Here is a 23,569-nt window from a genome sequence, read left to right on the forward strand (position 1 = left end):
ACACGCATCCGTGTCGTTGAAAGGAACCACATGCGCTGGCGTGTTGGATATTTAGGATTGTGGTTCGCGTGTTTGCCTGTCGCGACACCTGCGGGTGTTCTTGATGAGCCGCATTTGAATGTGGTAACCCGCACGGGTGCCGAAACCACGCGCATTGCCACTGTGACCGCTGCCCCCACCGATTTCAGCGCCTCCGCCCCGTTCGAAGCCATGCCCGCCGGCGCTGCAACAGTACGCGCACGCACGGGGCATGATGCGTTTTCGCAACCTTCGGGGAACATCAGTTTCGAAGATGAGTTGGATTTTAAGGTCGGCAACGGGCTATTCCGAAAAATATGGGTGTCGTCCCCGGCGTCAACGCTTGCCTCTGATGGCTTGGGTCCACTTTATAATGCGCGGTCCTGTCAGCGCTGCCATATCAAAGACGGGCGAGGTCATCCGCCGGAAAATGCCCAAGATATGGCGGTCTCGATGTTTTTGCGTGTGTCTATCCCCGGGGATTACGATGCAAAGATTGCGGATATCGAAGGTTACATTGCCACGCTGCCAGACCCGACGTACGGGTCGCAACTACAAGATTTTGCGGTGCAGGGGCATGCGGCCGAATACCGGCTAGAGGTATCTTATACCGAAGAACTGATAAACCTTTCAGGCGGCGACACCGTTTTCTTGCGCCACCCGACCTACCGCGCGGCTGACCTTGGCTACGGTCCGCTGCACCCTGATGCCATGCTAAGCCCGCGGGTGACACCGCAGATGATCGGACTGGGTCTGCTAGAGGCGATCCCGGCTGCGGATATTGTTGCGGGGGCTGACCCCGATGACCGCGATGGCGACGGTATTTCTGGCCGTCCCAATATTGTCTGGTCGGTCGAATACGACATGCCAATGCTGGGGCGTTTTGGCCTGAAGGCTGGAATGCCGACGGTGCGCGAACAATCGGCGGCGGCGTTTGCGGGCGATATTGGCATTTCATCGCCGCTGTTTCCCAATGGCGCGGGTGAATGCACGTGGGCACAACAAGATTGCCAGCGCGCATTGCATGGCGACGGTGACGCGCGCGGCACCGAAGTCGATCAAGCCGCGCTTGATCTGGTGACGTTCTACAGCCGTAACTTGGGTGTGCCAGCGCGCAGCAATGTGGACGATCAGGAGGTGCTTGCGGGCAAAAGGATATTCTACGAGACGGGGTGTTCATCGTGCCACACGCCGAATTTCGTGACCCATAGATTGACCGATCAACCAGAGCAAAGTTTCCAGCTGATCTGGCCTTACTCGGACATGTTGCTGCACGATATGGGCGAAGGCCTTGCCGATCATCGCCCCGAGGCCCGTGCGACGGGCACTGAATGGCGCACAGCTCCGCTTTGGGGGATTGGCCTGACACAACAGGTCAGCGGGCACAGTTACTTTTTGCATGACGGTCGGGCGCGCAGCCTGTTAGAGGCAATCATATGGCACGGAGGTGAAGCTGAACGTATACGTGACGCGGTGATTGCCATGCCAAAACCAGACCGTGACGCATTGATCACATTCTTGGAGAGCTTATGAAACGTTACATTCTTGCTGTCATTGTCTCGGTCTCGCTTGCCGGCACAAGTTGTGCTTTGGCCCAAACGAACGCGCAGATTACCGCTGATATCGTCGAAAATCATATCCTTCCCGGCTTTGATCAATTGGCTAAGCAGTCTCAAACCCTTGCTGCTGTCGCGGTGGACCATTGCGGCCCTGAGGCACCCGAATTGCGCGCGGCGTATTCTGACGCCTTTGATGCGTGGGTCGCCGTCAGCCACTTGCGTTTCGGCCCGACAGAGGTTGGCGACCGCGCGTTTGCATTGGCGTTTTGGCCCGATACGCGCGGGTTCACGCCGCAAACATTGTCGGGTTTGATCACAGCACAAGACCCGATCGGCCAGAGCGCAGAGACCTATGCCGAATCTTCCATCGCAGGGCGCGGATTTTACGCGCTGGAATTCTTGATTTACGACGACGCTATCGCGCAATTGGGGTCAGACGCGTATCGGTGCGGGTTGGTACAGGCCATCACGGGCGATATCGCAAATGTGGCGAGTGCGATTGATGCGGACTGGCATGATCGTTACGCACAGGTACTGCTAAACCCGTCAGAGGCCGGGAAATACCGAAGCACCGAAGAAGCCGCCCAAGAGCTGTTCAAAGCGCTGTCGACAGGGCTGGAGTTTACGGGCGACACGCGTCTGGGCCGGCCGTTGGGGACATTTGACCGCCCGCGCCCGACACGGGCAGAGGTGTGGCGTTCGGGTCGGTCTGCCCGCCATGTAGCCGTGTCTCTTGACGCGCTGCGTGACATCGCCCTGCGGTTGGCGGGTGACGACGAAAGGTTGGTCGCCCGACTGAACGACGTTTTTAACCGCACTGAGGACAGGCTTGCGCATTTGAATGACCCCGATTTTGCGGCGGTGACTGATGTTAACGGGCGGTTCAAGCTTGAGGTGCTGCAGCAGTCGATTAGCGATATCCGGACACTGGTGCGCGATGAAGTCGGGCCAAAGTTGGGCGTTGTCGCCGGTTTTAACGCGCTTGATGGGGACTGACATGACAAATCGCCGGCAATTTTTGGCGGGGCTTTTGGCCACTGGGCTGGTGCCGGCGCCAACATGGGCTGATGTCGGGTCACCGGCCTATTTATCGGCGGCGGCGCTGCCGGACGGGGCGTATGTGTTGTGCGGAATTTCAGCGCAGCGCATCGTGCTGTTTCAAGTCCCTTTGCCTGCGCGTGGTCATGCCGCCGCTGCGCATCCCACCCGTCCCGAAGCGGTCGCCTTTGCGCGCCGTCCGGGTACTTTTGCCATTGTAATCGACTGTCTGTCCGGGCAGTCCAAGGCAACACTTGAAGCCCCTGAGGGGCGGCATTTCTTCGGTCACGGTGTATTTTCATCGAATGGCGCGTGGCTGTTTACCACCGAAAATGACTATGACGCAGGGCGCGGCGTTGTGGGTGTGTGGGATGTGTCAGCGGGTTATACACGGGCCGGTGAATTTGCCAGCGGTGGCGTTGGCCCGCATGACATCAAACGGCTGCCCGGTTCAGAAACGTTGGTTGTTGCCAATGGTGGCATTGATACCCACCCGGACAGTGGTCGCGTCAAACTCAACATCGCAACGATGGCGCCAAATCTGTCGTATTTGCAAGATGGCCACGTGATCGATGTGGTATCGCTTGGACCAGAACGCCATAAAAACTCGATCCGGCATTTGGATGTGACTGCCGCGGGGCAGGTTGCCTTTGGGATGCAGTGGGAGGGCGACGGCGATATCGACGTGCTTGCCGGTGTCCATGCGTTGGGCAGCCCCGTCACACTCTTGCGCGCAGACATTGCGGTCACGCGGGACATGAAAGGCTATGTCGGAAGCATTGCGTTTTCACCCGATCAGGGTGTGGTGGCCGTGACGTCGCCGCGCGGTGGTGTTGTTCAACTGTACGATATTGGCTCCGCCAGCTGGAAACAAACGCTGCCGGCTGCTGATGTGGGCGGCGTTGCCGCGCTTGATGATGGTTTTATCATCACAACCGGCTTTGGCGAACTGGGTCAAATTGCGGGGGGACAATTAGCGCTTGCGCGGGTTGCAGAACTGGCATGGGATAACCATATCGTCCCAATCGGTGTTTAACGGTTGGCAGGCGTGTTGTGCTTGCGCTGATATCTGCGCAACATTAGATCAAGCGTTGCCGCAACCAGCCAACTGTGGCATGAAACAGAAAATGTACTGAACGAAAGAGTTTAGATCGTGACTGATTATGCATCCCGCCGCACAATGATGGTCGACACACAGGTGCGCCCATCCGACGTAACCAAATTCCCCATAATTGATGCTATGCTGTCAGTGCCACGAGAAAATTTTGTGCCCGATAGCCTGCGCGAGGCGGCGTATATCGGTGAAAATCTAGATATCGGCAAAGGGCGTGTTCTGCTGGAGCCCCGCACCCTAGCCAAGATGCTGGACGCGCTGAACATCCAACCAAACCATGTTGCGTTGGATATTGGCTGTGGCCTTGGGTATTCGACCGCAATTTTGGCGCGCATGTGTGAATTTGTTGTCGCTGTTGAAGACGATGAAGCGCGCGCGGAAGCCGCGCAAAGCTTGCTGTCTGGGCAGGGCATTGACAACGCCGCTGTGATGGCTGGCCCGCTGGATACCGGTGCGTCGAAATCTGGCCCCTATGACATTATCATCATCGAAGGCGGTGTTCAGGCTTTGCCTGACGCGATCTTGGCGCAACTGCGTGAAGGTGGCCGGATTGCGTGCGTCTTTGCCGAAGGCAATCTTGGTGTTGTGCGGATTGGTTACAAACTTGATGGTGTCATGAACTGGCGCTTTGCGTTCAACGCCAGTGCTCCCGTTATTCGCGGTTTCGGAAAAACAAAAGAATTCGCGCTCTAACGCTTTATCCCGAAGATTGCGGCGCAAACCAAAAGTGAGTGAGATAGACGATGATCAAACGCAACCGGTTCGCTGCAGTGGCAGTTGTATTTTCTGTTTTTGCAACGCCGATGGTGCATGCTGAAACATTGGCGGATGCGCTAACTGCTGCGTATACCAACTCTGGTCTGCTGGAACAGAACCGCGCGTTGTTGCGCGCCGCAGACGAAAACGTCGCCCAAGCGGTTGGGGCGATGATGCCGGTGATACAGTGGTCTGCACAGGCGTCCAGTTCGATCAACAATGCACTGCCCGCATCGCAACGCGAAGCCACAAATACCGCTATTGCAGCCATCAGCGGCAGTTTCACCCTTTATGATGGTGGATCGAACCGGTTGGCGGTCGACGCCCAAAAGGAGCTGGTGTTGAGCACCCGCCAATCTTTGCGTGGCGTGGAGCAGGATGTGCTGTTGCGTGCAGTTCAGGCGTATATGAACGTGCGTCGGAACGAGGAATTTGTGCTTTTGCGCCAAAGCAACGTGCGTGTGATCACCCAGGAATTGCGCGCCGCGCAAGATCGATTTGATGTGGGCGAGGTGACCCGCACCGATGTCGCCTCTGCCGAGGCCCGTCTTGCTGCTGCCCGCAGCTTGTTGGCGGCAGCTGAAGGTAGCCTTGTGCAGTCAATGGAAGAATATGTTGCTGCGGTCGGTAACAGGCCCCGCAATCTGGTGGCAGTATCGCCTGCGCCCGTATCGCAGAGCGTGAGCGATGCAAAATATTTTGCGGTCCGTAACCATCCGAATGTCCTGCAAGTACAACATTCTGTTTCCGCCGCCGAGTTGAACATTCGCCGCGGAGAAACAGCGGTGATTCCGACCGTGACCTTGAATGGATCTATTTCAACCAATCAGGATTCCGTCGAAGCAGGCCAGATCGGCATTAACATTGGCGGTCCAATTTACGCTGGCGGCCAAGTGGCCAGTGCAATGCGTCAGTTGATCGCAAACCGTGACGCAAGCCGTGCCGGGTTGCATCTGACGATGACCGCAGTCGAACAACAGGTCGGCAATGCGTTTGCATCGCTTCAGATTGCGCGCGCATCGCGCCAAGCTGCGGACCAGCAAATCGGGGCGGCGCGGATCGCCTTTGATGGTATCCGTGAAGAGGCGACCCTGGGTTCGCGCACGACACTTGAAGTGTTAAACGCGGAACAAGAGTTGCTGGATGCCGAGGCTAGCCGGATTTCCGGGCAAGCGGACGAGGTTATCGCGTCCTATGCCGTTCTTGCGGCAATGGGATTGTTGAATGCGGAGCATTTGAATTTGCCCGTGCAAACCTATGACCCGGCGGCCTACTATAACCTTGTCAAAGACGCGCCTCCGTTGTTGTCTGAACAGGGTCGTTCGCTTGATCGTGTCCTGCGTGCGATCGGCCAAGATTAATCAGCTTATTGTTCCAGCGAACATTCTGAGTTACCTTTTTCAACAGAACCTGGATTGAGGGAAACAGTATGTCCAACACCGTGCGAACAGGCGAAGTCGACGATTCACTGCTGAACTCTGTGCGCAAGCTGGTGTCTGTGAACGCCGCAAACCGCGCTGCGATCGCTGACACGGGGATGGGGCGGCTGATCCTGACACCTGCGCTGCGGGTCGATGGAAATAACGACCGGAATATTGAAGAAAAACAAGAAGTTTCCATTCCCGACACGCGCGAAACCAGTCGCGTACTTGTGCTTGAGCCGGCGAAACGTTCCGATCGCGCAGGCCTAGAGGCCACGATTGCCGAACTTGAAGTCGCGGTGACATCACATCCACAGTCATGGGAAGCCGACGAAGGCGAGACCTTTGAAGAGGCGGCATGGGCCGCCAGCGCATTTCAATCGCGCATTCTCGATTCTTCTCCGATCATGAACGGACCGCCGATTTTACGTGAAGACCCCGTTGATCAGCAAGAGGTCGCCGATGATGACGCCGTTGAAACTGCGGATATTTCAATCGACGAAGAAGCATTGCGCAAGCTTGTCGTAGAGATTGTGCACCAAGAGTTGGGCGGCGAACTGGGCGAACGCATCACGCGCAACGTTCGTAAACTGGTCCGTCGCGAGATAAACCGTATTCTGGTTAGCCGCGGCTTGGGCTAAACCTTTTGCGCCATTCCGATCAGACGATCTAAGTCCATATGCGCTTCCAGGTGTTCAGACAGTGCATCCAATGTTTGTTCCACGCCGTGTGAATATCTGTGTGCGTTCACGGGCTTGCCCAAAAGCCCTAGGAATGTTGCGCGAAAGGTGTCGGCTTCGAACAGCCCGTGCAGATAACAGCCCTTGATACGGCTGTCGGGTGTTGCGGCGCCTTCACCGCGGCCATCGATTGACAGCCATGCGCGTGATGTGTCGGGGCCAGTGGTTTCGCCAATATGGATTTCATAGCCGCTGACGGCGTCGCCGCTGTGCAGGTAGGTGGCTGTGGTGCGGTTCAGGCGTTTATGGGGTCGCATCACCGTTTGCACGTCCAGCACTGCCAGCCCTTCGACGGTGCACGGTGGTCCTTCGATGCCATCGGGGTCGCTGATCAGTGTACCAAGCATTTGGTAACCGCCACAAATGCCCAGCACATGGCCGCCACGGCGCACATGCGCCTGCAGGTCGATGTCCCAGCCCTGTGCGCGCAAATGGGCCAGATCGGCAATGGTGGATTTCGACCCCGGGATAATCACCAAATCTGCATCGCCGGGCAGGGGTCGCCCTGCGTCGACGATCTGGACACTGACACCCGGCGTGGCAGATAGGGGATCCAAATCGTCGAAATTGGCGATCCGGTTTAGCCGGGGTACAGCGATTTTGATGTCGCCCCCGGTGCGGCTAGCGATGTCCATGACGTCTTCGGCGGGCAGGCGCCACGCATCAGCAAACCACGGGATCACGCCAAGGTCGCCCCATCCGGTACGCGCCGCAATCATTTGCATACCGTCAGTGAACAGGCTTGGATCGCCGCGAAACTTGTTGACCGCAAAACCCTTGATCAATGCCAGATCGTCAGGGGCAAGCACGGCATGCGTGCCGACAAGTTGCGCGATCACCCCACCGCGATCAATATCGCCCACCAGCACCACCGGTACGCCCGCCGCAGTGGCAAAGCCCATATTGGCGATATCACCTTGGCGAAGGTTCACTTCGGCAGGGCTGCCTGCGCCCTCGACGATGACCAGATCTCGTGCTTGGCCGATGCGGTGAAAGCTTTCCAGAACCTTTGGCAGCAGCTGCGCCTTGTGCTTACCATAGTCACGCGCCTTAAGGGTCGCAAACCGCTTCCCTTGCACGATCACTTGCGCGCCCGTGTCAGTCTCGGGCTTGAGCAGAACCGGGTTCATATCCACCAGCGGTTCAAGACCACAGGCCCACGCTTGCAGTGCCTGAGCGCGGCCGATTTCGCCACCGTCGGCTGTGACTGCTGCATTGTTCGACATGTTTTGCGGCTTGAACGGCGCGACAGACAATCCGCGTCTGACGCAGGCACGCGCGATACCAGCCACCAACATGGACTTTCCCACGTTCGACCCGGCGCCTTGAATCATGATTGATTTGGTCATCTCGCCTCGCTTTTGGGTGACAATAGGGGGCGGCGTGGGGGGGCGAAAGCCAAAACGAAAAACGCAGCCCTCGGGCCGCGCTTTTATTTATCTGTTACAGATCGCGTGCAAAGTTTACGCGGCGCGTGCTTCCAGTTCGGCAGCATTGCGACGTTCGCTTTCTTCGCGCGACAGCGCAACCGAGGTCCGTACACCCTTGCTGACAAAGTCCATCAAACCGGTGACCACACGCTCGTTGGGGTCAATACCGGCGCAAGACAACACTTCGCGTCCATCGCGCGACCGTGCCCAGCGTGCAATTTGTTCAGGGCCATTACCGTATTTCTTGTCGTCTGCAATTGCATCATCCAATGCAGCAAGGACGACAGCAGCAAATAACTTACGCGCCCGGTTGCCTTGTTCGTTATTGAAGGCCGTACCGTCGACGAAATCTCTCATCTTGCTTCCTTTTTTTGCTCTTGTAGTCCCCGAGTGAAGCGCAATATGCATGTTTGAACCCGATTCGGGGGTTCTCTTTTGGAATGGCTCCTATGCGTTTATTGCATAGCTCGTTGCTTACGTATAGCCATTCCCATGATCTTGTCAGGCGCTCACTCGCAATATATAGGCTAGGTCCAGCATCTTTCAACCTTTCCCTTAAATCCGAAATGAAGTGACCAATGCCTAAAATTCACGGTAATGAAATTCGTCCTGGCAACGTGCTGGAACATGATGGCGGCCTTTGGGTCGCGGTAAAGACAGACCACGTTAAGCCCGGTAAAGGCGGCGCGTTTGCTCAGGTTGAAATGAAAAACCTGCGCGACGGGCGCAAACTGAACGAACGTTTCCGGTCTGCCGACAAGGTAGAGCGCGTGACGCTGGACCAAAAAGACCAGCAGTTCCTGTTTGAGACAGACGATATGCTGACATTTATGGACAGCGAAACCTACGAGCAGATCGCGCTACCAGCGGATATCCTTGGCGATCGCCGCCCGTTTTTGCAAGACGGCATGGTTGTTCACATCGAATACTACGGCGAAGAAGCGCTGAACGTGACTTTGCCCCAAAAGGTGACCTGCGTCGTCGTCGAGACAGAACCTGTGGTCAAAGGTCAAACAGCGGCAAACAGCTTTAAGCCAGCGATTTTGGACAATGGCGTGCGCGTCATGATCCCACCTTTCGTCGGAACAGACGAAAAAATCATCGTGAATACTGAACTGTTCGAATACGTCGAACGCGCCTAATCGACGACACGTTTCAGGACCGCGCTGCCAGCCTTCATTGGACCGGTGGCGCGGTCGAAACGGACATGCGCCAGCCCAAGATCCCCTGATACCGTATAAAGCGTGCCGACGGGTTTGCCGTCATCGGCAATGATTTCCTCGCCGGGCTGTGCCGCGCCGGAAATCTTTACACGCACGAGACCCTTTTTAAGCTCGGTCTTGTGTTTCATCCGCGCCACGATTTCTTGGCCGACAAAGCACCCCTTTTTGAAATCCACGCCGTGCAAGGCTTCGAAGCCGGCCTCTAGGATATAGCTGTCCGGGGTCAGTTCGGCCCCGGTTTCAGGGACCATATGCGTGACGCGCAGGTGATCCCAATCAGTGGTATCGCTGATGTCGGCGTCACCATAGAAACGCCATCCCAATGCGCTATGGCGCGGGTCGGGAAGGGCGCTTTGTGGTGCTGGACCGGTGCCGCGTGACACCACCAGATCGGTCGCATCAATCTTCACCGCTGCGCGCAGCCGGTACATGGACAGGCGTTGTGCAAGCGTCGCCGCAAGGGGTGTTGCAACATCGATCAACAGGCGGTCCGTCTGACCAACAACAAAGAAATCGGCGATAAATTTGCCTTGGGGTGTGAGTAGCGCGGCATATATAATGCTGTCTTTGGCGCGCATAACATCGTTGGTAATCAGCCCTTGCAGGAAAGAAATGCGGTCGTCTCCCGAGACGGCCAGAACAGTGCGGTCATTCATCTTCGGTGCTTTCTGTCTGCTTGAATTGCATATTGTAAAGATCGGTATAAAGCCCGCCGCGCGCCAGTAATGCGTCATGTGTCCCTTGGTCGACGACCCGCCCGTGGTCCATGACCACAATGGAATCTGCGTTGCGGACGGTGGACAGACGGTGCGCAATGACCAGTGTCGTGCGCCCCGCTGACAGTTTTTCCAACGCCTCTTGCACGATGGCTTCGGATTTGGTGTCGAGCGCGCTCGTGGCTTCGTCCAAGAGCAGGATTGGTGTGTCGCGCAGCAGGGCGCGGGCGATCGCAACGCGCTGGCGTTGTCCGCCTGACAGGTTTGATCCGCGCGGGCCAGCCGGGCTGTCCAGCCCGTTCGCAAGCATCGGCAAGAAGTCAGCGACATGCGCTGCCTTGAGCACGGCGTTCAGACGGGTTTCAGAAACGTCGGTACGCCCTAGTAGGATGTTATCGCGCAAGGTTTCATCAAAAAGGGCGGCGTCTTGGGTTACGACCGAATAAAGCCCGCGCAGGTCAGACAGCGCAAGATCGGTGACAGACATGTCATTGATCATCACATGCCCGCTGCCGGGTTCGACCAGCCGGGTAAGGACGTTAAAGATTGTACTTTTTCCTGCACCAGATGCCCCCACCAGCGCCGTCGTTTTCCCTGCCTTGGCGATAAATCCGGCGCCGCGCAACACTGGCAAATCGCCATAATTCAGGTGGACATCGGTCAAGGTGATCTGCGGCGGCCCAGCGGTCAGCGTCTTGGGGGTCGCTGGTGATAGGATGGTCGGTTTCAGGTTCAGCACATGCTGGAGACGTTCAACGCTTGCCGCAGCCATTTGCCACTGGCCGCTCATCTGGCCCAGGCGACGCAACGGGTCAAATGCCAGCGACATCGCTGTAAAGAACGCCATAAACTGACCATTCGTCTTGTCGCCGGAAATGATTTCGGCGCCGCCATATAGCATAACCCCCATAAAACCGATGCCGGTCATGATGTCGATCAAAGCAGGCACCGCTGATTGTCCGACGGCGCTGTTCAATTCGGCCTTCATCCCGTCTTTGATCAGCCGGTCATAGCGTTCGGCCTGATACTCTTCGAGGGTGTTGAGTTTGATGGGGTTGATGCCGTGAAAAACCTCGTCCAGACGGGTCGAGATTTTCCCTGCGATTTCGCGCGCGCTGCGGGCGCGGCGACGGATATAGGCCTGCACCAGCAACGATGGCAGCACCAAAAGCGGGATGCCCACGATTGCAATCAACGTCCAGCGCCAGTCGACCCATAGCGCGACGCCGAAAAGGCCAATGAGCGAAATGAGATCGCGACCAAGTGCGGTGACGATGCTGCTCCAGACGGAATTGATAGACCCCACATCACCCTGCACCCGTTCGATCAGTTGGCCCGGAGAGTTGATATTATAAAACCCGCTATCGAGCGACATGAGGTGTCGCAACAAGTGACGCCGCATAGCCGCAGCCGTCCGTTGGACGATCAGCGTCATCATGATCTTTTGTCCCGCCGACGTGATGGCCCGTACAATGAAAATGCCCAGCACGCCAAAGGCCACCAAATACAGCGCGCTGGCGTTGCCTTCGGAAAACACGTCGTCGAACATCGGCTGCACCATGCGTGACAGCAACGCCAGCATGGACCCTTCGACGGCCATCAGCAGCATCGCCCCAACCAAGACCCACTTTTGCGGGCGCAGGTAATCTTTCCAAAGCCACCAAAACAGCGCTACTGCGGATTGCGTTTTTTTATGGCCAATAGGTGGTGCGGGCGCGGGCATTGCAGGCCTTTCGGTTTGACTTAGGTGTGGTCTAATCGGAAATGGGGGGAAGGGGCAAGTTGGCTGCGCTTGACGCCGGTTGATTGGGCGTTAGTGTCCACGAACAACCACTATCGAAAGCACCCCCCATGTCTTTGTCATTCGGTCGCCCTTATCTGGCGATACCCGGTCCTTCTGTCATCCCTGATGCTGTCTTGCGGGCCATGCACCGCGCCTCGCCCAATATTTACGAAGGCGAACTGCATGACATCACTGCCAGCGTGATTCCAGATCTAAAGACCGTGGCGATGACGGACCACAACGTCGCGATTTACATCGGTAACGGTCACGCCGCATGGGAAGCCGCGCTTGCGAATGTGATTGCGCCGGGTGATACGGTGTTGGTTCTGGCGACGGGGCGGTTTGGTTTCGGCTGGGCCGATATCGCAGAGGGGCTTGGTGCCAAGGTCGAGACAATTGATTTTGGTCAGCAATCGTCAATCGATTTGGCGCGTGCAGAAGAGGCATTAGCCGCCGATACCGCGGGTCGCATTAAGGCCGTGTTGGCCGTGCATGTGGACACGTCGACGAGCGTAAAAAGCGATATCGCGGGGCTGCGGCAGGTGCTTGACCGGGTCGGGCACCCTGCGTTGTTGATGGCGGATTGTATCGCATCACTGGGCTGTGATCGTTTCGAGATGGACGCGTGGGGCGTCGACGTCATGGTCGCGGCTTGCCAAAAGGGACTGATGACACCAGCTGGGGTCAGCTTTGTTTTCTTTAATGAAAAGGCCAAAGGTTTCCGCCCTGACCGTGTGTCGCGTTACTGGGATTGGCTACCGCGCACTGATCCCGCAATGTATTATCAGTACTTTGCCGGAACTGCCCCAACCCACCATCTTTACGGTCTGCGCGCCGCGCTTGATCTGATCAAATCCGAGGGGTTGGACAACGTTTTCGACCGCCATGCAAAGCTGGCCCGTTGTGTCTGGACCGCAATTGACGTGTGGGGGTCTGATGGGCCTATGGCGCTGAATATTGCGGACCCTCTTTTGCGGTCCCATGCGGTGACTTCGGTCGCGATGGGATCACCCATCGCCCAAGACCTGCGCCGCTGGACCGAGCAAAAATGCGGGCTGACGCTGGGCATCGGTTTGGGCCGTGATCCCGAAAGCGCGTATTTCCGGATCGGGCACATGGGGCATGTCAGCGGGCAAATGATCATGGGCGCGCTGGGTACCATTGATGCAGGTCTCAAGGCGTTGAACATCCCCCATGGCCGTGGGGCGCTTGACGCGGCATCAGAAGTGATTGCGACGGCCTAAAAAGGCGGAGTGACCTGCCTAGTCGGGCAGGTCATAGCCATTTTCAACAAGCCATGCTTTCATCCACGCAATTTCGGTTTCTTGCGCTGCAATGACGTCTTCGGCCAGCTTGCGTACCTCGGTGTCAGTGCCATATTCCAGCACAACTTTGGCCATGGCCAAAGCGCCCTGATGGTGTGGGATCATCCCGCGGACAAAATCGGCGTCAGCATTCCCAGTGAAGGGTATGTTCATAGCGCTATGCATTTGCGTATTGACCCGGGCATAGGCTTCGCTTGCTGGGCTGTCGTCGGGGGCTGTCAAATCCATGCTATGGTCAGTGACCATCGTTTGTGCCGTCGCACCTGTGGTGAGAAAAAAAGCCGCGCAGAGGATCAGTTTAAGTCGTTGCATGTTGCACCTATAAGTTTCCTAAATAGAAACATCGCAGCTTCCAGTAGCTGGAATGCAAAGCAAAAAGACGTGAAGCACTGTTTCAGACAGCCGCCAAGTTCAAATTGCGATTTGCAATTTCAAGAGCACGGGGCAGTGCATCCGCAAAGGCGTTAAGCTGGTCTGGTGTTCCGCAACTGATCCTGATGCACCGATCTTGGGGCGCAACGAATGGCATTCGCACAAAGATGCCGTCCGTCACCAACGCGGCGAGCACCGCGCGCGCAAACCCGCCGTCATGGCCACAGTCAATGGTGACAAAATTCGCGGCCGAAGAGAGCGGCGTTAGCCCGTTGGCCTCTGCGATCTTGGCGATTGTGTTTCGCGCATCGGTGATCTGCGATTGCACATGGGTCAGCCAGTCTACGTCCTGCAATGCGGCCAGCGCCCCAGCTTGCGACATGCGGCACATGCCAAAATGATTGCGGACCTTGTTGAAGGCGTCAATCACCTCGGGTGCGCCAATCGCATAGCCGACGCGCGCGCCAGCCATCCCGTGGGCTTTTGAAAACGTCCGCATACGGATCAGGTTCGGGTTATCGACCTGCATCTCGGGCGCGGTCCCATGCGGGGCCATTTCAATATAGGCTTCATCCAGCACCAAAAGTGACCCGTCGGGAACATCGGCGATCATCTGATTGATGACATCTGCCGAATGCCAGCTGCCCATAGGATTATCGGGGTTGGCGATATAGATCAGTTTGGCGTCAACCTCGCGTGCTTTTTTGATCAGGGATGCCGGATCTTCGTGGTCGTTCACATATGGGACCGTGTGCAACACACCGCCGAACCCGGCCACATGATAATTGAATGTCGGATAGGCACCGGCAGAGGTCACCACCGGATCGCCCGCACCGACATAAAGGCGAACGAGCACGCCAAGCAAGGTATCAATACCTTCGCCGATCATGATATTTTCGGGGGCAATGCCATGGTGCTGCGCAAGTGCCTGCCGTAAATCATGACTTTCAGGGTCGCCGTACATCCAGACCTCTGATGCAGCCTTCTGCATGGCAGCAATCGCGCGTGGCGAGGGGCCGAATGTGTTCTCGTTTGCGCCAAGGCGGGCGATGAACGGTTTGCCGCTGGCGCGCTCTGCGGCCTCCGGGCCGACGAAAGGAACCGATGCAGGCAGCGACTGCGCGAGGGGGGTAAGGACGGGCTTTGTCATGGGGCTAGATAAGCGGGGCATTGAAATTATTGCAATCGTGAATATCTGAGAATTGTTCGCAACAGGAGGGTTCCGAATGAAGTTAACGAGACGCGGATTTCTGGCCAGCACAGGCGCAGCCGTTACTGTGCGCGCCCTGCCACAGGTCGCAACCAAAACTGGCGGGCGGCGGATTCTGACGCTGGTTTATGACAAGGCGCTGGGGATGATGCGGGCTGTTGAACGGGTTGTGCCCTAGGGTGTCAGATGTGAAAATATTGAACGAAATCTTAATCCAATTACTGTGGATTCCGATTGGCCTTCTTGTTGCATTGATCGTATCGCGACACCAGAACCACGTGCGACGGGACAAGCCGAAGCAACCATGCGTGGACGAAAGCTGCCCCAATTGGGCAGCCCTTATCCTAGCCGATCTCTTTCAAACGCCCAATCGCCGCTTTGATCTGCGCTTCCTCGCCTTCACGTAGCGCGAGGTTTTCTTTGGCTTCTGCGACCACCTCGTCTGGCGCAGAGGCAACAAAGTTGGGGTTGTTCAGCCGTCCGCGCAGACCGCCCAGTTCTTTGGCCAGCTTTTGCAGCGTCTTTTCAAGGCGTGCGATTTCTTCGGGGACGTCGATCAGGTCTGCCAGTGGCAGGCCAAATGTGCCGCCTTCCATCGGGATCGTCACGCAGCCTTTGGGGAAGGCGTCGACGGCTGTCAGGCTGTCGATCCGCGCGAGGCGCTGGATCAAGGTCGCGTTGTTGTCCCACGCCGCCTGTCCCTTGTCGTCCAGTCCCATCACCAACAGTGCCACTTTGGCCCCGGCGGGTACGTGGCTTTGGGCGCGGGCGGAACGGGTGTTGTCAATCAGCGCGATCACCCAGTTCATTTCGCGGTCGGCGTCGGCGTCGATTAATTCGGCTGCCGTGTAGGTCGGCCAATCAGCATGGACCAGCATTTTGGCGCGGTTGTCGGCCAGCCCCCACAATTCTTCGGTGATGAACGGCATGATCGGGTGCAGCAGGATCAGACATTGGTCCAGCACCCAGCGCAGGGTTTGTTCTGTTTCGGCCTTGGCGCTTGCGTCTTCGCCTTGCAGGATCGGTTTTGAAAACTCCAGATACCAGTCGCAGACCTTGCCCCACGTGAAGGCATAAAGCGCGTTGGCCGCATCGTTGAAACGGTAGGATTCAAGTGCGGTATCGACTTCTTCGCGGACTTTGCCGGTTTCGCCGATGATCCATTTGTTCACTGTTTGCGTGGCCGCCGGGCACCCCGCATCGCCGGGGTAGGCGATTTCATAGTGTTGCGCAAAGCTGAACGCGTTCCAGAGTTTTGTGCCAAAATTCCGGTAGCCTTTGATCCGGTCCTCGGAAATTTTCAGCACGCCGCCAAGGGCGGCCATAGACGCGTTGGACATCCGCAGCGCGTCGGCACCGTAAAGGTCGATCATGTCCAGTGGGTCAATGACGTTGCCCTTGGTTTTCGACATCTTCTCGCCCTTCTCGTCGCGGACGAGCTGGTGCAGATAGACGGTGTGGAACGGATCTTGCTTTAGAACAGCTTGCGACATCATCATCATCCGGGCGACCCAGAAGAACAGGATGTCCTGTCCGGTGATCAGCACATCACCGGGGAAGTATTTCATCGCGGGGTCGTCCTTGGGCCAGCCGAGCGTGCCGAAGGGCCAAAGGCCAGAGGAGAACCATGTGTCGAGGACGTCGGGGTCGCGTGCGATGAGCGCATATACTTCTCCCGCTCGTGGGTTATTTCCCAAGACTTCAGAATGGACCCCCATCCCGGTTACCGCAACTTCCCTTTGGCCGCTTTGAAGGCTGACAAATGCGCTTAATTCGCTGATTTCGACGCCGTATGTTGGTGAATAGTATTCCTTCGCGAGCTCTAAAGCCTCGTTTTCCGAGGTCGCGCAAAACTGTTGTTGGTTAAGGTAGTCTAATCCATTTTCAGAAATGGATGGTCCGAACCAAACCGGAATCTGGTGCCCCCACCACAGCTGGCGCGAGATGCACCAGGGTTCGATGTTTTCCAGCCAGTGGTAGAAGACCTTTTCGCCTGATTCCGGCATGATTTTGGTGCGGCCCTCACGGACCGCATCCAGTGCGGGGCCGACGATTTTGGCGGTGTCGACGAACCATTGGTCGGTCAGCGCGGGTTCGATCACGACTTTGGACCGGTCACCGAACGGCTGCATAATTTTCTTGGCTTCGACGTATGGTACGGTCTCGGTCACTTCGATCTTGTTGCCGTCTTCGTCTTTTTCGGTGCGGGTCACGTCATGCATGACGGCCAGCCCTTCGGCGGTGATGTCGGCGACGACTTTCGCGCGGGCCTCGAACCGGTCCAGCCCGCGGTATTCTTCGGGGACAAGGTTCATCGCGGCGATCATTGCCTCGTCAAATTCGCGTTCGCCGTTGGCGATCGCTTGGGCCACTGCCGCCTCTTCCACATAGGGTTTGCCATCGGCACGCATCGCGCCTTTGGTGTCCATCAGGGAATACATCGGGATGTTGCCGCGCTTGGCGACTTCGTAGTCGTTGAAATCATGTGCGCCGGTGATTTTCACTGCACCCGACCCGAAGTCCATATCGGGGTAGGGGTCGGTGATGATAGGGATCAGGCGGCGCTGTGCCTTTGGTCCGACGGGGATTTCGCACAGCTTGCCCACGATGGGTGCATAGCGTTCATCCTTGGGGTTCACGGCAACGGCACCGTCGCCCAGCATGGTTTCGGGGCGGGTCGTGGCGATGGAAATGTAATCGCGGGTCTCGCGCAGGGTGACGTTACCGTCTTCGTCTTTTTCGATGTATTCGTATGTTTCGCCACCCGCCAGTGGGTATTTGAAGTGCCACATGTGGCCGTCGACTTCGATATTTTCGACCTCGAGGTCCGAAATCGCGGTTTCGAAATGCGGATCCCAGTTGACCAGACGTTTACCACGATAAATCAGCCCGTCGTTGTACATCTGCACAAAGACCTTCAGCACGGCGTCGTGGAAGTTTCCGGGCTTTTCAGAGGCAGGGGCGCTGGCGGCACCGGACATGGTGAATGCCGAGCGGGACCAATCCATGCTGTCGCCCAGACGGCGAGCCTGCTGTTCGATCACGCCGCCTTTGGCAGCTTTCCATTCCCACACCTTTTCAAGGAATTTCTCGCGCCCAAGTTCGGTGCGCTTGGGTTGGCCAGTTGCGGCCAGTTCTTTTTCGACCATCAGTTGCGTGGCGATCCCGGCGTGATCCAGCCCCGGCTGCCATAGCGTGTCATAGCCTTGCATCCGTTTCCAGCGCGTCAGGATATCCATCAGGGTGTGGTTAAAGGCATGGCCGACGTGCAGGTGCCCGGTGACGTTGGGCGGCGGCAGCATGATTGCAAAGGTGTCATCGCGGCTGGCGTTTGCGCCTGCTTTGAACGCGTCCGCGTTTTCCCACATCGCGTAGATGCGTGCTTCGGCGGTTTTTGCATCGAATGTCTTGTCCATGGCCATTTTCACGTTCCCATTCCGGTTTGGGACCGAATACCCAATGGGCTGGCCAAGGGAAAGGGGGTTTCGCCCCCCAATGCAAACGCCGGCCCCAGGGTCGGGGCCGGCGTTCACCCCTGTCAGAAAGATGGTTTTAAGGGCGGGCGGTGTGCCAGTTGCCGCCAACGCCGTCGCCAGTGGTGTCGCCGGGCTGTGCATCGTTGATCCACAGGTACAGCGGTTGATCCGCATAGGCCCACTGTTTGCTGCCATCGTCGCGGGTGATGACCGTGAAGTCACCGGATGCTGTTGCATCGTCCGCAGCTGTCAGGGGCGGCCAGTTTTTAGCGCAGCCACCGTTGCACGCGGATGTGGTCGCCGTGTCGGGGTCGAAGGTGTAAAGCGTCATGCCGTCAGCGTTGGTCAGGATACCGTTGGTGTCGATGGCAGGGGCGCTGGCGTGGCCTGCTGCGTAGGCGTCACAGGCGCTGAGACCAAGGATAGTTGCAAAGGCGATCATCGAAAGTTTCATGGTGTTTCTCCGGTTGTCTGGGTTGGTGTGCTGCCGGGCTGCCCGTCAGTTACAAGGGTTACGCGTGGTCCTGCCGATTTATTCTGATAAAAGTGAAAATAATTTTGTGTCGCGCAGTTTACTGGACATCGTGGGTAGTCAGCCTAGGGTGGAGGAAATTGGAATCGCGGAGCAAACCCATGGAAAAATTCGGCAAAAGCCAATCTGTCAAACGGGTCGAGGATGTGCGGCTTCTCACCGGCCACGGGCGATACGTTGATGATATCACCCCCGAGGGCGCGCTTTTTGCATATTTCATGCGGTCGCCCGTCGCGCATGGCGACATATTGGCGCTTGATCTGGATGACGCGCGCGCCATGCCCGGCGTGCAATTGATTGTGACTGTCGATGATTTAATTGCAGCGGGTGTAAAAATCGGAATGGGCGCCACGATTGTGAAAAATCGCGACGGTTCGCGCGGTGCGGCGCCGCTGCGCCCGCTGTTGGCGCAAGGCCGTGTGCGCCATGTCGGCGAAGCGGTGGCGATGGTCGTCGCTGACAGTCTGCTGGAGGCCAAGGACGCCGCAGAGGCGATCGGTCTTGAGATTGATGACCTGCCTGTCTACGTCGATTTGGCGGTGGGTGGTGAAACGATCCATGTTGAGGCCCCGCAAAACCAAGCCTTTGATTTCGGCTTGGGTGACGATGATGCGGTGCAGGCGGCGATTGCCAGCGCGGCCCATGTCGTCACCACGCAGGTTTTTGATAACCGTATTATTGTCAATTCGATGGAGCCGCGCGGCTGCTATGCCGAGGTTGTCGATGGACGTTTGCATCTTGCCTTTGGCGGGCAGGGCGTTTGGGGGATGAAAAAAGATCTGGCCAAACATTTTGGTCTGGATGCCGCCGATATTCGCGTGACCAACCCCGATGTGGGCGGCGGATTCGGCATGAAGGGGATGCCGTACCCTGAATATTTTGTCGTGTCGCATGCGGCGCGTGTTTTGGGCAGACCCGTGCGTTGGATGTCAGAACGCACCGAGGCAATGTTGTCGGACAATGCCGGGCGCGATTTGACGACGACCGCGACACTGGCGTTTGACAAGGATTACCGCATCGTCGCCTACCATCTGGACACGATTGCCAACATGGGAGCGTATAATTCGAATTTCGCCCAACCGATCCAGACAGAGCTGTTCGCAAAAGTCATGATGGGAACCTATGACGTGCAGACAGCCTATATGCGCTGCGTGGGCGTGTTTACCAATACGACACCTGTTGACGCCTATCGTGGGGCCGGGCGGCCAGAGGCGATATTTGTGTTGGAACGGGCAATGGATGAGGCGGCAAAACAGTTGGGCGTGGACCCTTGGGCGCTGCGCGAAAAAAACTTTATCCGGCCGGATCAGTTTCCTTACACATCGGTCACGGGGGTGACCTATGACGTGGGTGAATTTGCCAATCTTTTGCACCGCGCCGCCATAGAATCAGACCGTGACGGATTTGCGGCCCGTAAATCCGTAGCAAAAGCCGCAGGGAAATTGCGCGGGCAGGGCTTGTGTTATTACATCGAAAGCATTCTTGGCGACACAAACGAAACCACCAAGGTCGAATTCACCGCGGATGGCGCGTTGGTTTACGTCGGCACGCAATCCAATGGGCAGGGCCACGAAACCGTTTTTGCGCAGTTTTTGGCGGATCAAACGGGAATTCCGGCAGATCGGATATCGGTCGTGCAAGGTGACAGCGACCGGATTGCGACGGGCGGTGGCACGGGTGGATCTCGGTCGGTGACGGTGCAGAACACGGCCACATTGGCAACCGTTGCGGTGATGGTGTCGGCCTTTAGCGCATTTCTGGCCGAAGATCAGGGCGTGGATGCGGGCATGGTCAGTTTTGACGATGAGCGTTTCCGCATTCAAGGGTCCAACCTGACACCAACCATGCTGGATGTGGTGGATATGGCACGCGCGGCTGGACGCAACGATTTGCTGACGCATACGGCGACAATCAATCTAGATAACCGCAGTTTCCCCAACGGTGCCCACGTGGCCGAGGTCGAGATTGACCCGCAAACCGGCGTCGTCACCGTTGATCGCTATACGGTCGTTGATGACTTCGGCAATCTCATCAACCCGATGTTGGCCGAAGGCCAAGTCCACGGGGGTGTTGCCCAAGGGATCGGGCAGGCGCTGACAGAACGGGTTGTGTATGACGAAGACGGTCAATTGCTAACGGCAAGCTTCATGGATTACGGGATGCCGCGTGCGGATAACATGCCGATGATCAAATTTGCGACCCAACCCACGCCGTCGTTATATAACCCGATGGGGATGAAGGGCTGTGGCGAAGCCGGGACCGTGGGGGCGTTAGCCGCAGTGGCCAATGCTGTCGTAGACGCGCTGTGGGATCTGGGTGTACGCCAAGTAGATATGCCGTTCACCCCCCACCGGATTTGGGCGACAATCGAGGCGGCAAAGGATAACAGTGCAGCTGCGTGATTGGTTCTTTGGGCTATTTGGGCGCCGGGCGCGCACCGAAGAAAGTGGCGTTCGCGGACGCGGACCCGCCACCCATGTGATCATTCTGGATGGCACAATGTCATCGCTGGAACCGGCCCGGGAAACCAACGCCGGGCTGACGTTTAAACTGCTGCGCGAGGCAAGCCGCACCGCCAACCTGACTGTCTATTACGAGGCGGGGATTCAGTGGCGCGATTGGAAAAGCACATGGAGCGTGATGACCGGAAAGGGCATCAACGGGCAAATTGAACGCGGTTATGGGGTGGTGGCATCGCGCTACAGGCCGGGTGATAAAATCGTACTGATCGGCTATTCCCGCGGGGCCTATGCCGCACGGTCACTGGCGGGGGTGATTGATGTCGTTGGATTGCTACAGCATGACCATGCGACTGTGCGTGCCGTACGGCAGGCCTATCGGCATTATCGCAACCGCGGGGCGGGGGACGCGTTTGCTCAGTTTCACAAAATGTATTGCCACGACGATGTGCAGGTCGACGTGGTTGCGGTTTGGGATACGGTCAGGGCGTTGGGGGTGCGGTTGCCATTGGTGTGGCGACTGTCGCAAGGCCAACATGATTTTCACAATCACGCGCTGGGCAAACATGTACGCAATGGGTTTCACGCGCTTGCGATTGACGAACGCCGCCGTGCGTTTGCGCCCGTGATTTGGGAGTGTCCCCCCAATTGGGACGGCCACATGGAACAGGTCTGGTTTCGGGGCAATCATGCCGACATTGGCGGTCAGGTCTGGCAGCATCCTGCCGCGCGTCCGTTGTCGAATATTCCGCTGGTTTGGATGCTGGACCGGCTGGAGACCTGTGGTGTTCCGCTACCGGACGGATGGCGCGCGCGGTTTCCGCAAGACGTATCCGCGCCTTCATTGGGAAACTGGCGCGGGTGGTCCAAGATTTTTCTGGCGCGCAAGACCCGCCCTATCGGATTTGATCCGTCAGAGCGATTGCATGAAACCATTGCCGATCAAACGGATGACCGGTCAGGTCTTATGAATTTGCATAATCAAACAAGTGGTTGACCCGGTCGCATACAGCTTGCCGTCGGCTGCCCCGCGAATTTCACCATGTGACACGCCAGTGGTGCGTCCTGCGTGGTCAAGAAATCCTGTGGCGATCACTTCGGTGCCGATCGGGATGGCACGGGTCAGGTTCACCTTGTATTCAAGGGTTGTGTAAATCGCGCCCTTGGGAACGGTCGTCATCACCGCGCAGGCCATACAGCTGTCAAGCAAAGTGCCGTACCAACCGCCATGCACGCCGCCCATCGGGTTCGTGTGTTCATAGCCGGGAATACCCCGAATAGTGACCTTGCCCGGTGCGACGGTATCCAGCCAGTAATTAATGACGCGCCCGATCGGGGCGGCAAGCGCGGGTTCTTGTTGCATCGCGCGCAAGTAATCAAGACCGGACATGGACAACATCCGGTCGCGGTCAGGGAGTGTGTACGGGGGTGTGGTCATGGGGCCTCGGGCGGTTTGTTTCGCCCAAGGCTGGCGGTTCAAGCGACGTTTTGCAACCGTGCTTTTGGGGTGATCCCAAGCGCATGACAGACATCGCGGGTCAGTTCCGGGCGGTTGAGCGTGTAAAAGTGCAGGTGGTCCACACCTCCGCGGCGCAGGTCATCGCAAAGTTCGGTTGCGAGGGCGGTCGCCAACAAGTCCGTGGTGCCATCACGGGTTGCGTTGGTGAATCCGTCTTGGATCACCTGTGGAATATGGGTGCCGCACTGTGCTGCGAACCGCTGTGTGCCGCCCCAGTTTTCGATCGGCAGGATACCGGGAAGGATTGGCGCATTGATTCCCGCTTTGACGCAGGCATCGCGGAAACGGAAAAACGTGTCTGCCTCGAAAAAGAATTGCGTGATCGCAGAGGATGCGCCTGCGTCGATTTTACGCTTGAGAAAGGCAATGTCTGCGGCCTGATCGGTCGCTTCGGGGTGTTTTTCGGGGTAGGCGCCGACGCGGATGTTGAACTTTCCGGTGTCGGCCAGCGCTTCGATCAGTTCGACCGAGCTGGCGAAACCTTCGGCATGCGGTTTGAACCCGTCGGACCCTTTGGGGGCATCGCCGCGCAGGGCGACGATTTCGCGCACGCCTTCCTCGGCATAGCCGTTGGCGATTTCCAAGGTTTCGGTTTTGGTCGCATCAACGCAGGTCAGGTGGGCTGCCACGTTCAGGCCGCTGGTGCGGTGAATGGTCCCCACGGCTTCGTGGGTGAGCTTGCGGGTGGTGCCGCCTGCGCCGTATGTCACGGACACAAATGTCGGGTCCAAGGGCGCCAGCGTGTTGACGCAGTCCCACAAACGGAACGACCCCTCAAGCGACTTGGGTGGGAAGAATTCGAATGAAATAGACGGCGTTGACATGATGCAGACCTCATACTTGATTTGCTCTTGTCGCATCTTTATTGAGTTGAGACA

General features: G+C 57.4%; 21 protein-coding genes. 11 read left to right on the top strand and 10 right to left on the bottom strand.

Going from position 1 to position 23,569, the window contains the following annotated elements:
• The first annotated feature begins 30 nt into the window (after window positions 1-30).
• The 6 genes from ACXJGX_RS09425 (at window position 31) to ACXJGX_RS09450 (ending at window position 6,547) form a co-directional block, all read left to right on the top strand.
• Entirely contained in the window at window positions 31-1,551 is a 1,521-nt protein-coding gene (locus tag ACXJGX_RS09425; RefSeq protein WP_474780960.1) for a di-heme oxidoreductase family protein, read from the top strand.
• A complete protein-coding gene (locus tag ACXJGX_RS09430; protein WP_474780962.1) occupies window positions 1,548-2,573 on the top strand; it encodes an imelysin family protein in 1,026 nt (341 codons plus the stop codon). Before ACXJGX_RS09425 ends, ACXJGX_RS09430 begins: the two co-directional genes overlap by 4 nt.
• Before the next feature lies 1 nt (window position 2,574).
• Window positions 2,575-3,651: a DUF1513 domain-containing protein gene (locus ACXJGX_RS09435; RefSeq protein WP_474780964.1), complete on the top strand. Its 1,077-nt coding sequence runs from the start codon at window positions 2,575-2,577 to the stop codon at window positions 3,649-3,651.
• 117 nt (window positions 3,652-3,768) lie between these two features.
• The gene (locus ACXJGX_RS09440; RefSeq protein WP_474780967.1) at window positions 3,769-4,422 is read left to right on the top strand and encodes a protein-L-isoaspartate O-methyltransferase family protein; all 654 of its coding nucleotides are present in this window, start codon (window positions 3,769-3,771) and stop codon (window positions 4,420-4,422) included.
• Between the two features lie 50 nt (window positions 4,423-4,472).
• Window positions 4,473-5,846: a TolC family outer membrane protein gene (locus ACXJGX_RS09445; RefSeq protein ID WP_474780969.1), complete on the top strand. Its 1,374-nt coding sequence runs from the start codon at window positions 4,473-4,475 to the stop codon at window positions 5,844-5,846.
• 68 nt (window positions 5,847-5,914) lie between these two features.
• Entirely contained in the window at window positions 5,915-6,547 is a 633-nt protein-coding gene (locus tag ACXJGX_RS09450; RefSeq protein WP_474780971.1) for a hypothetical protein, read from the top strand.
• Here ACXJGX_RS09450 and ACXJGX_RS09455 read toward each other — a convergent pair.
• Together ACXJGX_RS09455 and ACXJGX_RS09460 are read right to left on the bottom strand one after the other, a co-directional pair.
• A complete protein-coding gene (locus ACXJGX_RS09455) occupies window positions 6,544-7,995 on the bottom strand; it encodes a cobyric acid synthase (RefSeq protein ID WP_474780973.1) in 1,452 nt (483 codons plus the stop codon). The two genes, ACXJGX_RS09450 and ACXJGX_RS09455, sit on opposite strands and share 4 nt — an antisense overlap.
• Window positions 7,996-8,109: 114 nt before the next feature.
• Window positions 8,110-8,433 carry a DUF6280 family protein gene (locus ACXJGX_RS09460; RefSeq protein WP_474780974.1) on the bottom strand — a complete coding sequence of 108 codons (324 nt, stop codon included), beginning with the start codon at window positions 8,431-8,433 and terminating at the stop codon, window positions 8,110-8,112.
• A gap of 221 nt (window positions 8,434-8,654) precedes the next feature.
• Here ACXJGX_RS09460 and efp point away from each other — a divergent pair, with 221 nt between their 5' ends.
• The gene (efp, locus tag ACXJGX_RS09465; RefSeq protein ID WP_474780976.1) at window positions 8,655-9,218 is read left to right on the top strand and encodes an elongation factor P; all 564 of its coding nucleotides are present in this window, start codon (window positions 8,655-8,657) and stop codon (window positions 9,216-9,218) included.
• On the opposite strand, the gene ygfZ is transcribed toward efp, so the two are convergent.
• Window positions 9,215-9,955, bottom strand: a complete 741-nt coding sequence (gene ygfZ / locus ACXJGX_RS09470) for a CAF17-like 4Fe-4S cluster assembly/insertion protein YgfZ (RefSeq protein ID WP_474780978.1) — start codon at window positions 9,953-9,955, stop codon at window positions 9,215-9,217. The genes efp and ygfZ overlap by 4 nt on opposite strands.
• Window positions 9,948-11,738 (bottom strand): ABC transporter ATP-binding protein, encoded by a 1,791-nt coding sequence (locus tag ACXJGX_RS09475; protein WP_474780980.1) that lies wholly within the window; start codon window positions 11,736-11,738, stop codon window positions 9,948-9,950. Before ACXJGX_RS09475 ends, ygfZ begins: the two co-directional genes overlap by 8 nt.
• A gap of 128 nt (window positions 11,739-11,866) precedes the next feature.
• Here ACXJGX_RS09475 and ACXJGX_RS09480 point away from each other — a divergent pair, with 128 nt between their 5' ends.
• Complete coding sequence (locus ACXJGX_RS09480; protein WP_474780982.1) at window positions 11,867-13,042, top strand: pyridoxal-phosphate-dependent aminotransferase family protein; 1,176 nt, start codon at window positions 11,867-11,869, stop codon at window positions 13,040-13,042.
• A gap of 18 nt (window positions 13,043-13,060) precedes the next feature.
• On the opposite strand, the gene copM is transcribed toward ACXJGX_RS09480, so the two are convergent.
• Window positions 13,061-13,435 (bottom strand): CopM family metallochaperone, encoded by a 375-nt coding sequence (gene copM, locus ACXJGX_RS09485; protein WP_474780984.1) that lies wholly within the window; start codon window positions 13,433-13,435, stop codon window positions 13,061-13,063.
• Between the two features lie 82 nt (window positions 13,436-13,517).
• Complete coding sequence (locus ACXJGX_RS09490; protein ID WP_474780986.1) at window positions 13,518-14,645, bottom strand: pyridoxal phosphate-dependent aminotransferase; 1,128 nt, start codon at window positions 14,643-14,645, stop codon at window positions 13,518-13,520.
• 76 nt (window positions 14,646-14,721) lie between these two features.
• On the opposite strand from ACXJGX_RS09490, the gene ACXJGX_RS09495 reads away from it, so the two are divergent.
• Window positions 14,722-14,883, top strand: a complete 162-nt coding sequence (locus tag ACXJGX_RS09495; RefSeq protein ID WP_474780988.1) for a Tat pathway signal protein — start codon at window positions 14,722-14,724, stop codon at window positions 14,881-14,883.
• 166 nt (window positions 14,884-15,049) lie between these two features.
• Here ACXJGX_RS09495 and ACXJGX_RS09500 read toward each other — a convergent pair whose 3' ends face one another.
• Together ACXJGX_RS09500 and ACXJGX_RS09505 are read right to left on the bottom strand one after the other, a co-directional pair.
• A complete protein-coding gene (locus tag ACXJGX_RS09500) occupies window positions 15,050-18,127 on the bottom strand; it encodes a valine--tRNA ligase (RefSeq protein ID WP_474780990.1) in 3,078 nt (1,025 codons plus the stop codon).
• A 130-nt stretch (window positions 18,128-18,257) separates the two neighbouring features.
• Window positions 18,258-18,635 (bottom strand): COG4315 family predicted lipoprotein, encoded by a 378-nt coding sequence (locus ACXJGX_RS09505; protein ID WP_474780992.1) that lies wholly within the window; start codon window positions 18,633-18,635, stop codon window positions 18,258-18,260.
• A 179-nt stretch (window positions 18,636-18,814) separates the two neighbouring features.
• On the opposite strand from ACXJGX_RS09505, the gene ACXJGX_RS09510 reads away from it, so the two are divergent.
• Complete coding sequence (locus tag ACXJGX_RS09510) at window positions 18,815-21,115, top strand: xanthine dehydrogenase family protein molybdopterin-binding subunit (protein WP_474780994.1); 2,301 nt, start codon at window positions 18,815-18,817, stop codon at window positions 21,113-21,115.
• Window positions 21,102-22,169, top strand: a complete 1,068-nt coding sequence (locus tag ACXJGX_RS09515) for a DUF2235 domain-containing protein (RefSeq protein WP_474780996.1) — start codon at window positions 21,102-21,104, stop codon at window positions 22,167-22,169. The genes ACXJGX_RS09510 and ACXJGX_RS09515 overlap by 14 nt, the downstream gene beginning before the upstream one ends.
• On the opposite strand, the gene ACXJGX_RS09520 is transcribed toward ACXJGX_RS09515, so the two are convergent.
• Both ACXJGX_RS09520 and metF read right to left on the bottom strand, forming a co-directional pair.
• Window positions 22,131-22,610, bottom strand: a complete 480-nt coding sequence (locus ACXJGX_RS09520; RefSeq protein WP_474780998.1) for a PaaI family thioesterase — start codon at window positions 22,608-22,610, stop codon at window positions 22,131-22,133. The two genes, ACXJGX_RS09515 and ACXJGX_RS09520, sit on opposite strands and share 39 nt — an antisense overlap.
• 38 nt (window positions 22,611-22,648) lie before the next feature.
• Window positions 22,649-23,515, bottom strand: coding sequence for a methylenetetrahydrofolate reductase [NAD(P)H] (gene metF, locus ACXJGX_RS09525; protein WP_474781000.1), 867 nt, complete (start codon window positions 23,513-23,515; stop codon window positions 22,649-22,651).
• Between the last annotated feature and the right edge of the window lie 54 nt (window positions 23,516-23,569).

The sequence above is a fragment of the Yoonia sp. SWMV100 genome, from assembly GCF_056108365.1.

Excerpts from the sequence above, each read along its gene's own strand:
- ACXJGX_RS09425 (WP_474780960.1), top strand. The coding sequence starts at position 31 with ATGCGCTGGCGTGTTGGATATTTAGGATTGTGGTTCGCGTGTTTGCCT.
- ACXJGX_RS09430 (WP_474780962.1), top strand. The coding sequence starts at position 1,548 with ATGAAACGTTACATTCTTGCTGTCATTGTCTCGGTCTCGCTTGCCGGC.
- ACXJGX_RS09435 (WP_474780964.1), top strand. The coding sequence starts at position 2,575 with ATGACAAATCGCCGGCAATTTTTGGCGGGGCTTTTGGCCACTGGGCTG.
- ACXJGX_RS09445 (WP_474780969.1), top strand. The coding sequence starts at position 4,473 with ATGATCAAACGCAACCGGTTCGCTGCAGTGGCAGTTGTATTTTCTGTT.
- ACXJGX_RS09450 (WP_474780971.1), top strand. The coding sequence starts at position 5,915 with ATGTCCAACACCGTGCGAACAGGCGAAGTCGACGATTCACTGCTGAAC.
- ACXJGX_RS09455 (WP_474780973.1), bottom strand. The coding sequence starts at position 7,995 with ATGACCAAATCAATCATGATTCAAGGCGCCGGGTCGAACGTGGGAAAG.
- ACXJGX_RS09460 (WP_474780974.1), bottom strand. The coding sequence starts at position 8,433 with ATGAGAGATTTCGTCGACGGTACGGCCTTCAATAACGAACAAGGCAAC.
- efp (WP_474780976.1), top strand. The coding sequence starts at position 8,655 with ATGCCTAAAATTCACGGTAATGAAATTCGTCCTGGCAACGTGCTGGAA.
- ygfZ (WP_474780978.1), bottom strand. The coding sequence starts at position 9,955 with ATGAATGACCGCACTGTTCTGGCCGTCTCGGGAGACGACCGCATTTCT.
- ACXJGX_RS09475 (WP_474780980.1), bottom strand. The coding sequence starts at position 11,738 with ATGCCCGCGCCCGCACCACCTATTGGCCATAAAAAAACGCAATCCGCA.
- ACXJGX_RS09480 (WP_474780982.1), top strand. The coding sequence starts at position 11,867 with ATGTCTTTGTCATTCGGTCGCCCTTATCTGGCGATACCCGGTCCTTCT.
- copM (WP_474780984.1), bottom strand. The coding sequence starts at position 13,435 with ATGCAACGACTTAAACTGATCCTCTGCGCGGCTTTTTTTCTCACCACA.
- ACXJGX_RS09490 (WP_474780986.1), bottom strand. The coding sequence starts at position 14,645 with ATGACAAAGCCCGTCCTTACCCCCCTCGCGCAGTCGCTGCCTGCATCG.
- ACXJGX_RS09495 (WP_474780988.1), top strand. The coding sequence starts at position 14,722 with ATGAAGTTAACGAGACGCGGATTTCTGGCCAGCACAGGCGCAGCCGTT.
- ACXJGX_RS09500 (WP_474780990.1), bottom strand. The coding sequence starts at position 18,127 with ATGGCCATGGACAAGACATTCGATGCAAAAACCGCCGAAGCACGCATC.
- ACXJGX_RS09505 (WP_474780992.1), bottom strand. The coding sequence starts at position 18,635 with ATGAAACTTTCGATGATCGCCTTTGCAACTATCCTTGGTCTCAGCGCC.
- ACXJGX_RS09510 (WP_474780994.1), top strand. The coding sequence starts at position 18,815 with ATGGAAAAATTCGGCAAAAGCCAATCTGTCAAACGGGTCGAGGATGTG.
- ACXJGX_RS09520 (WP_474780998.1), bottom strand. The coding sequence starts at position 22,610 with ATGACCACACCCCCGTACACACTCCCTGACCGCGACCGGATGTTGTCC.
- metF (WP_474781000.1), bottom strand. The coding sequence starts at position 23,515 with ATGTCAACGCCGTCTATTTCATTCGAATTCTTCCCACCCAAGTCGCTT.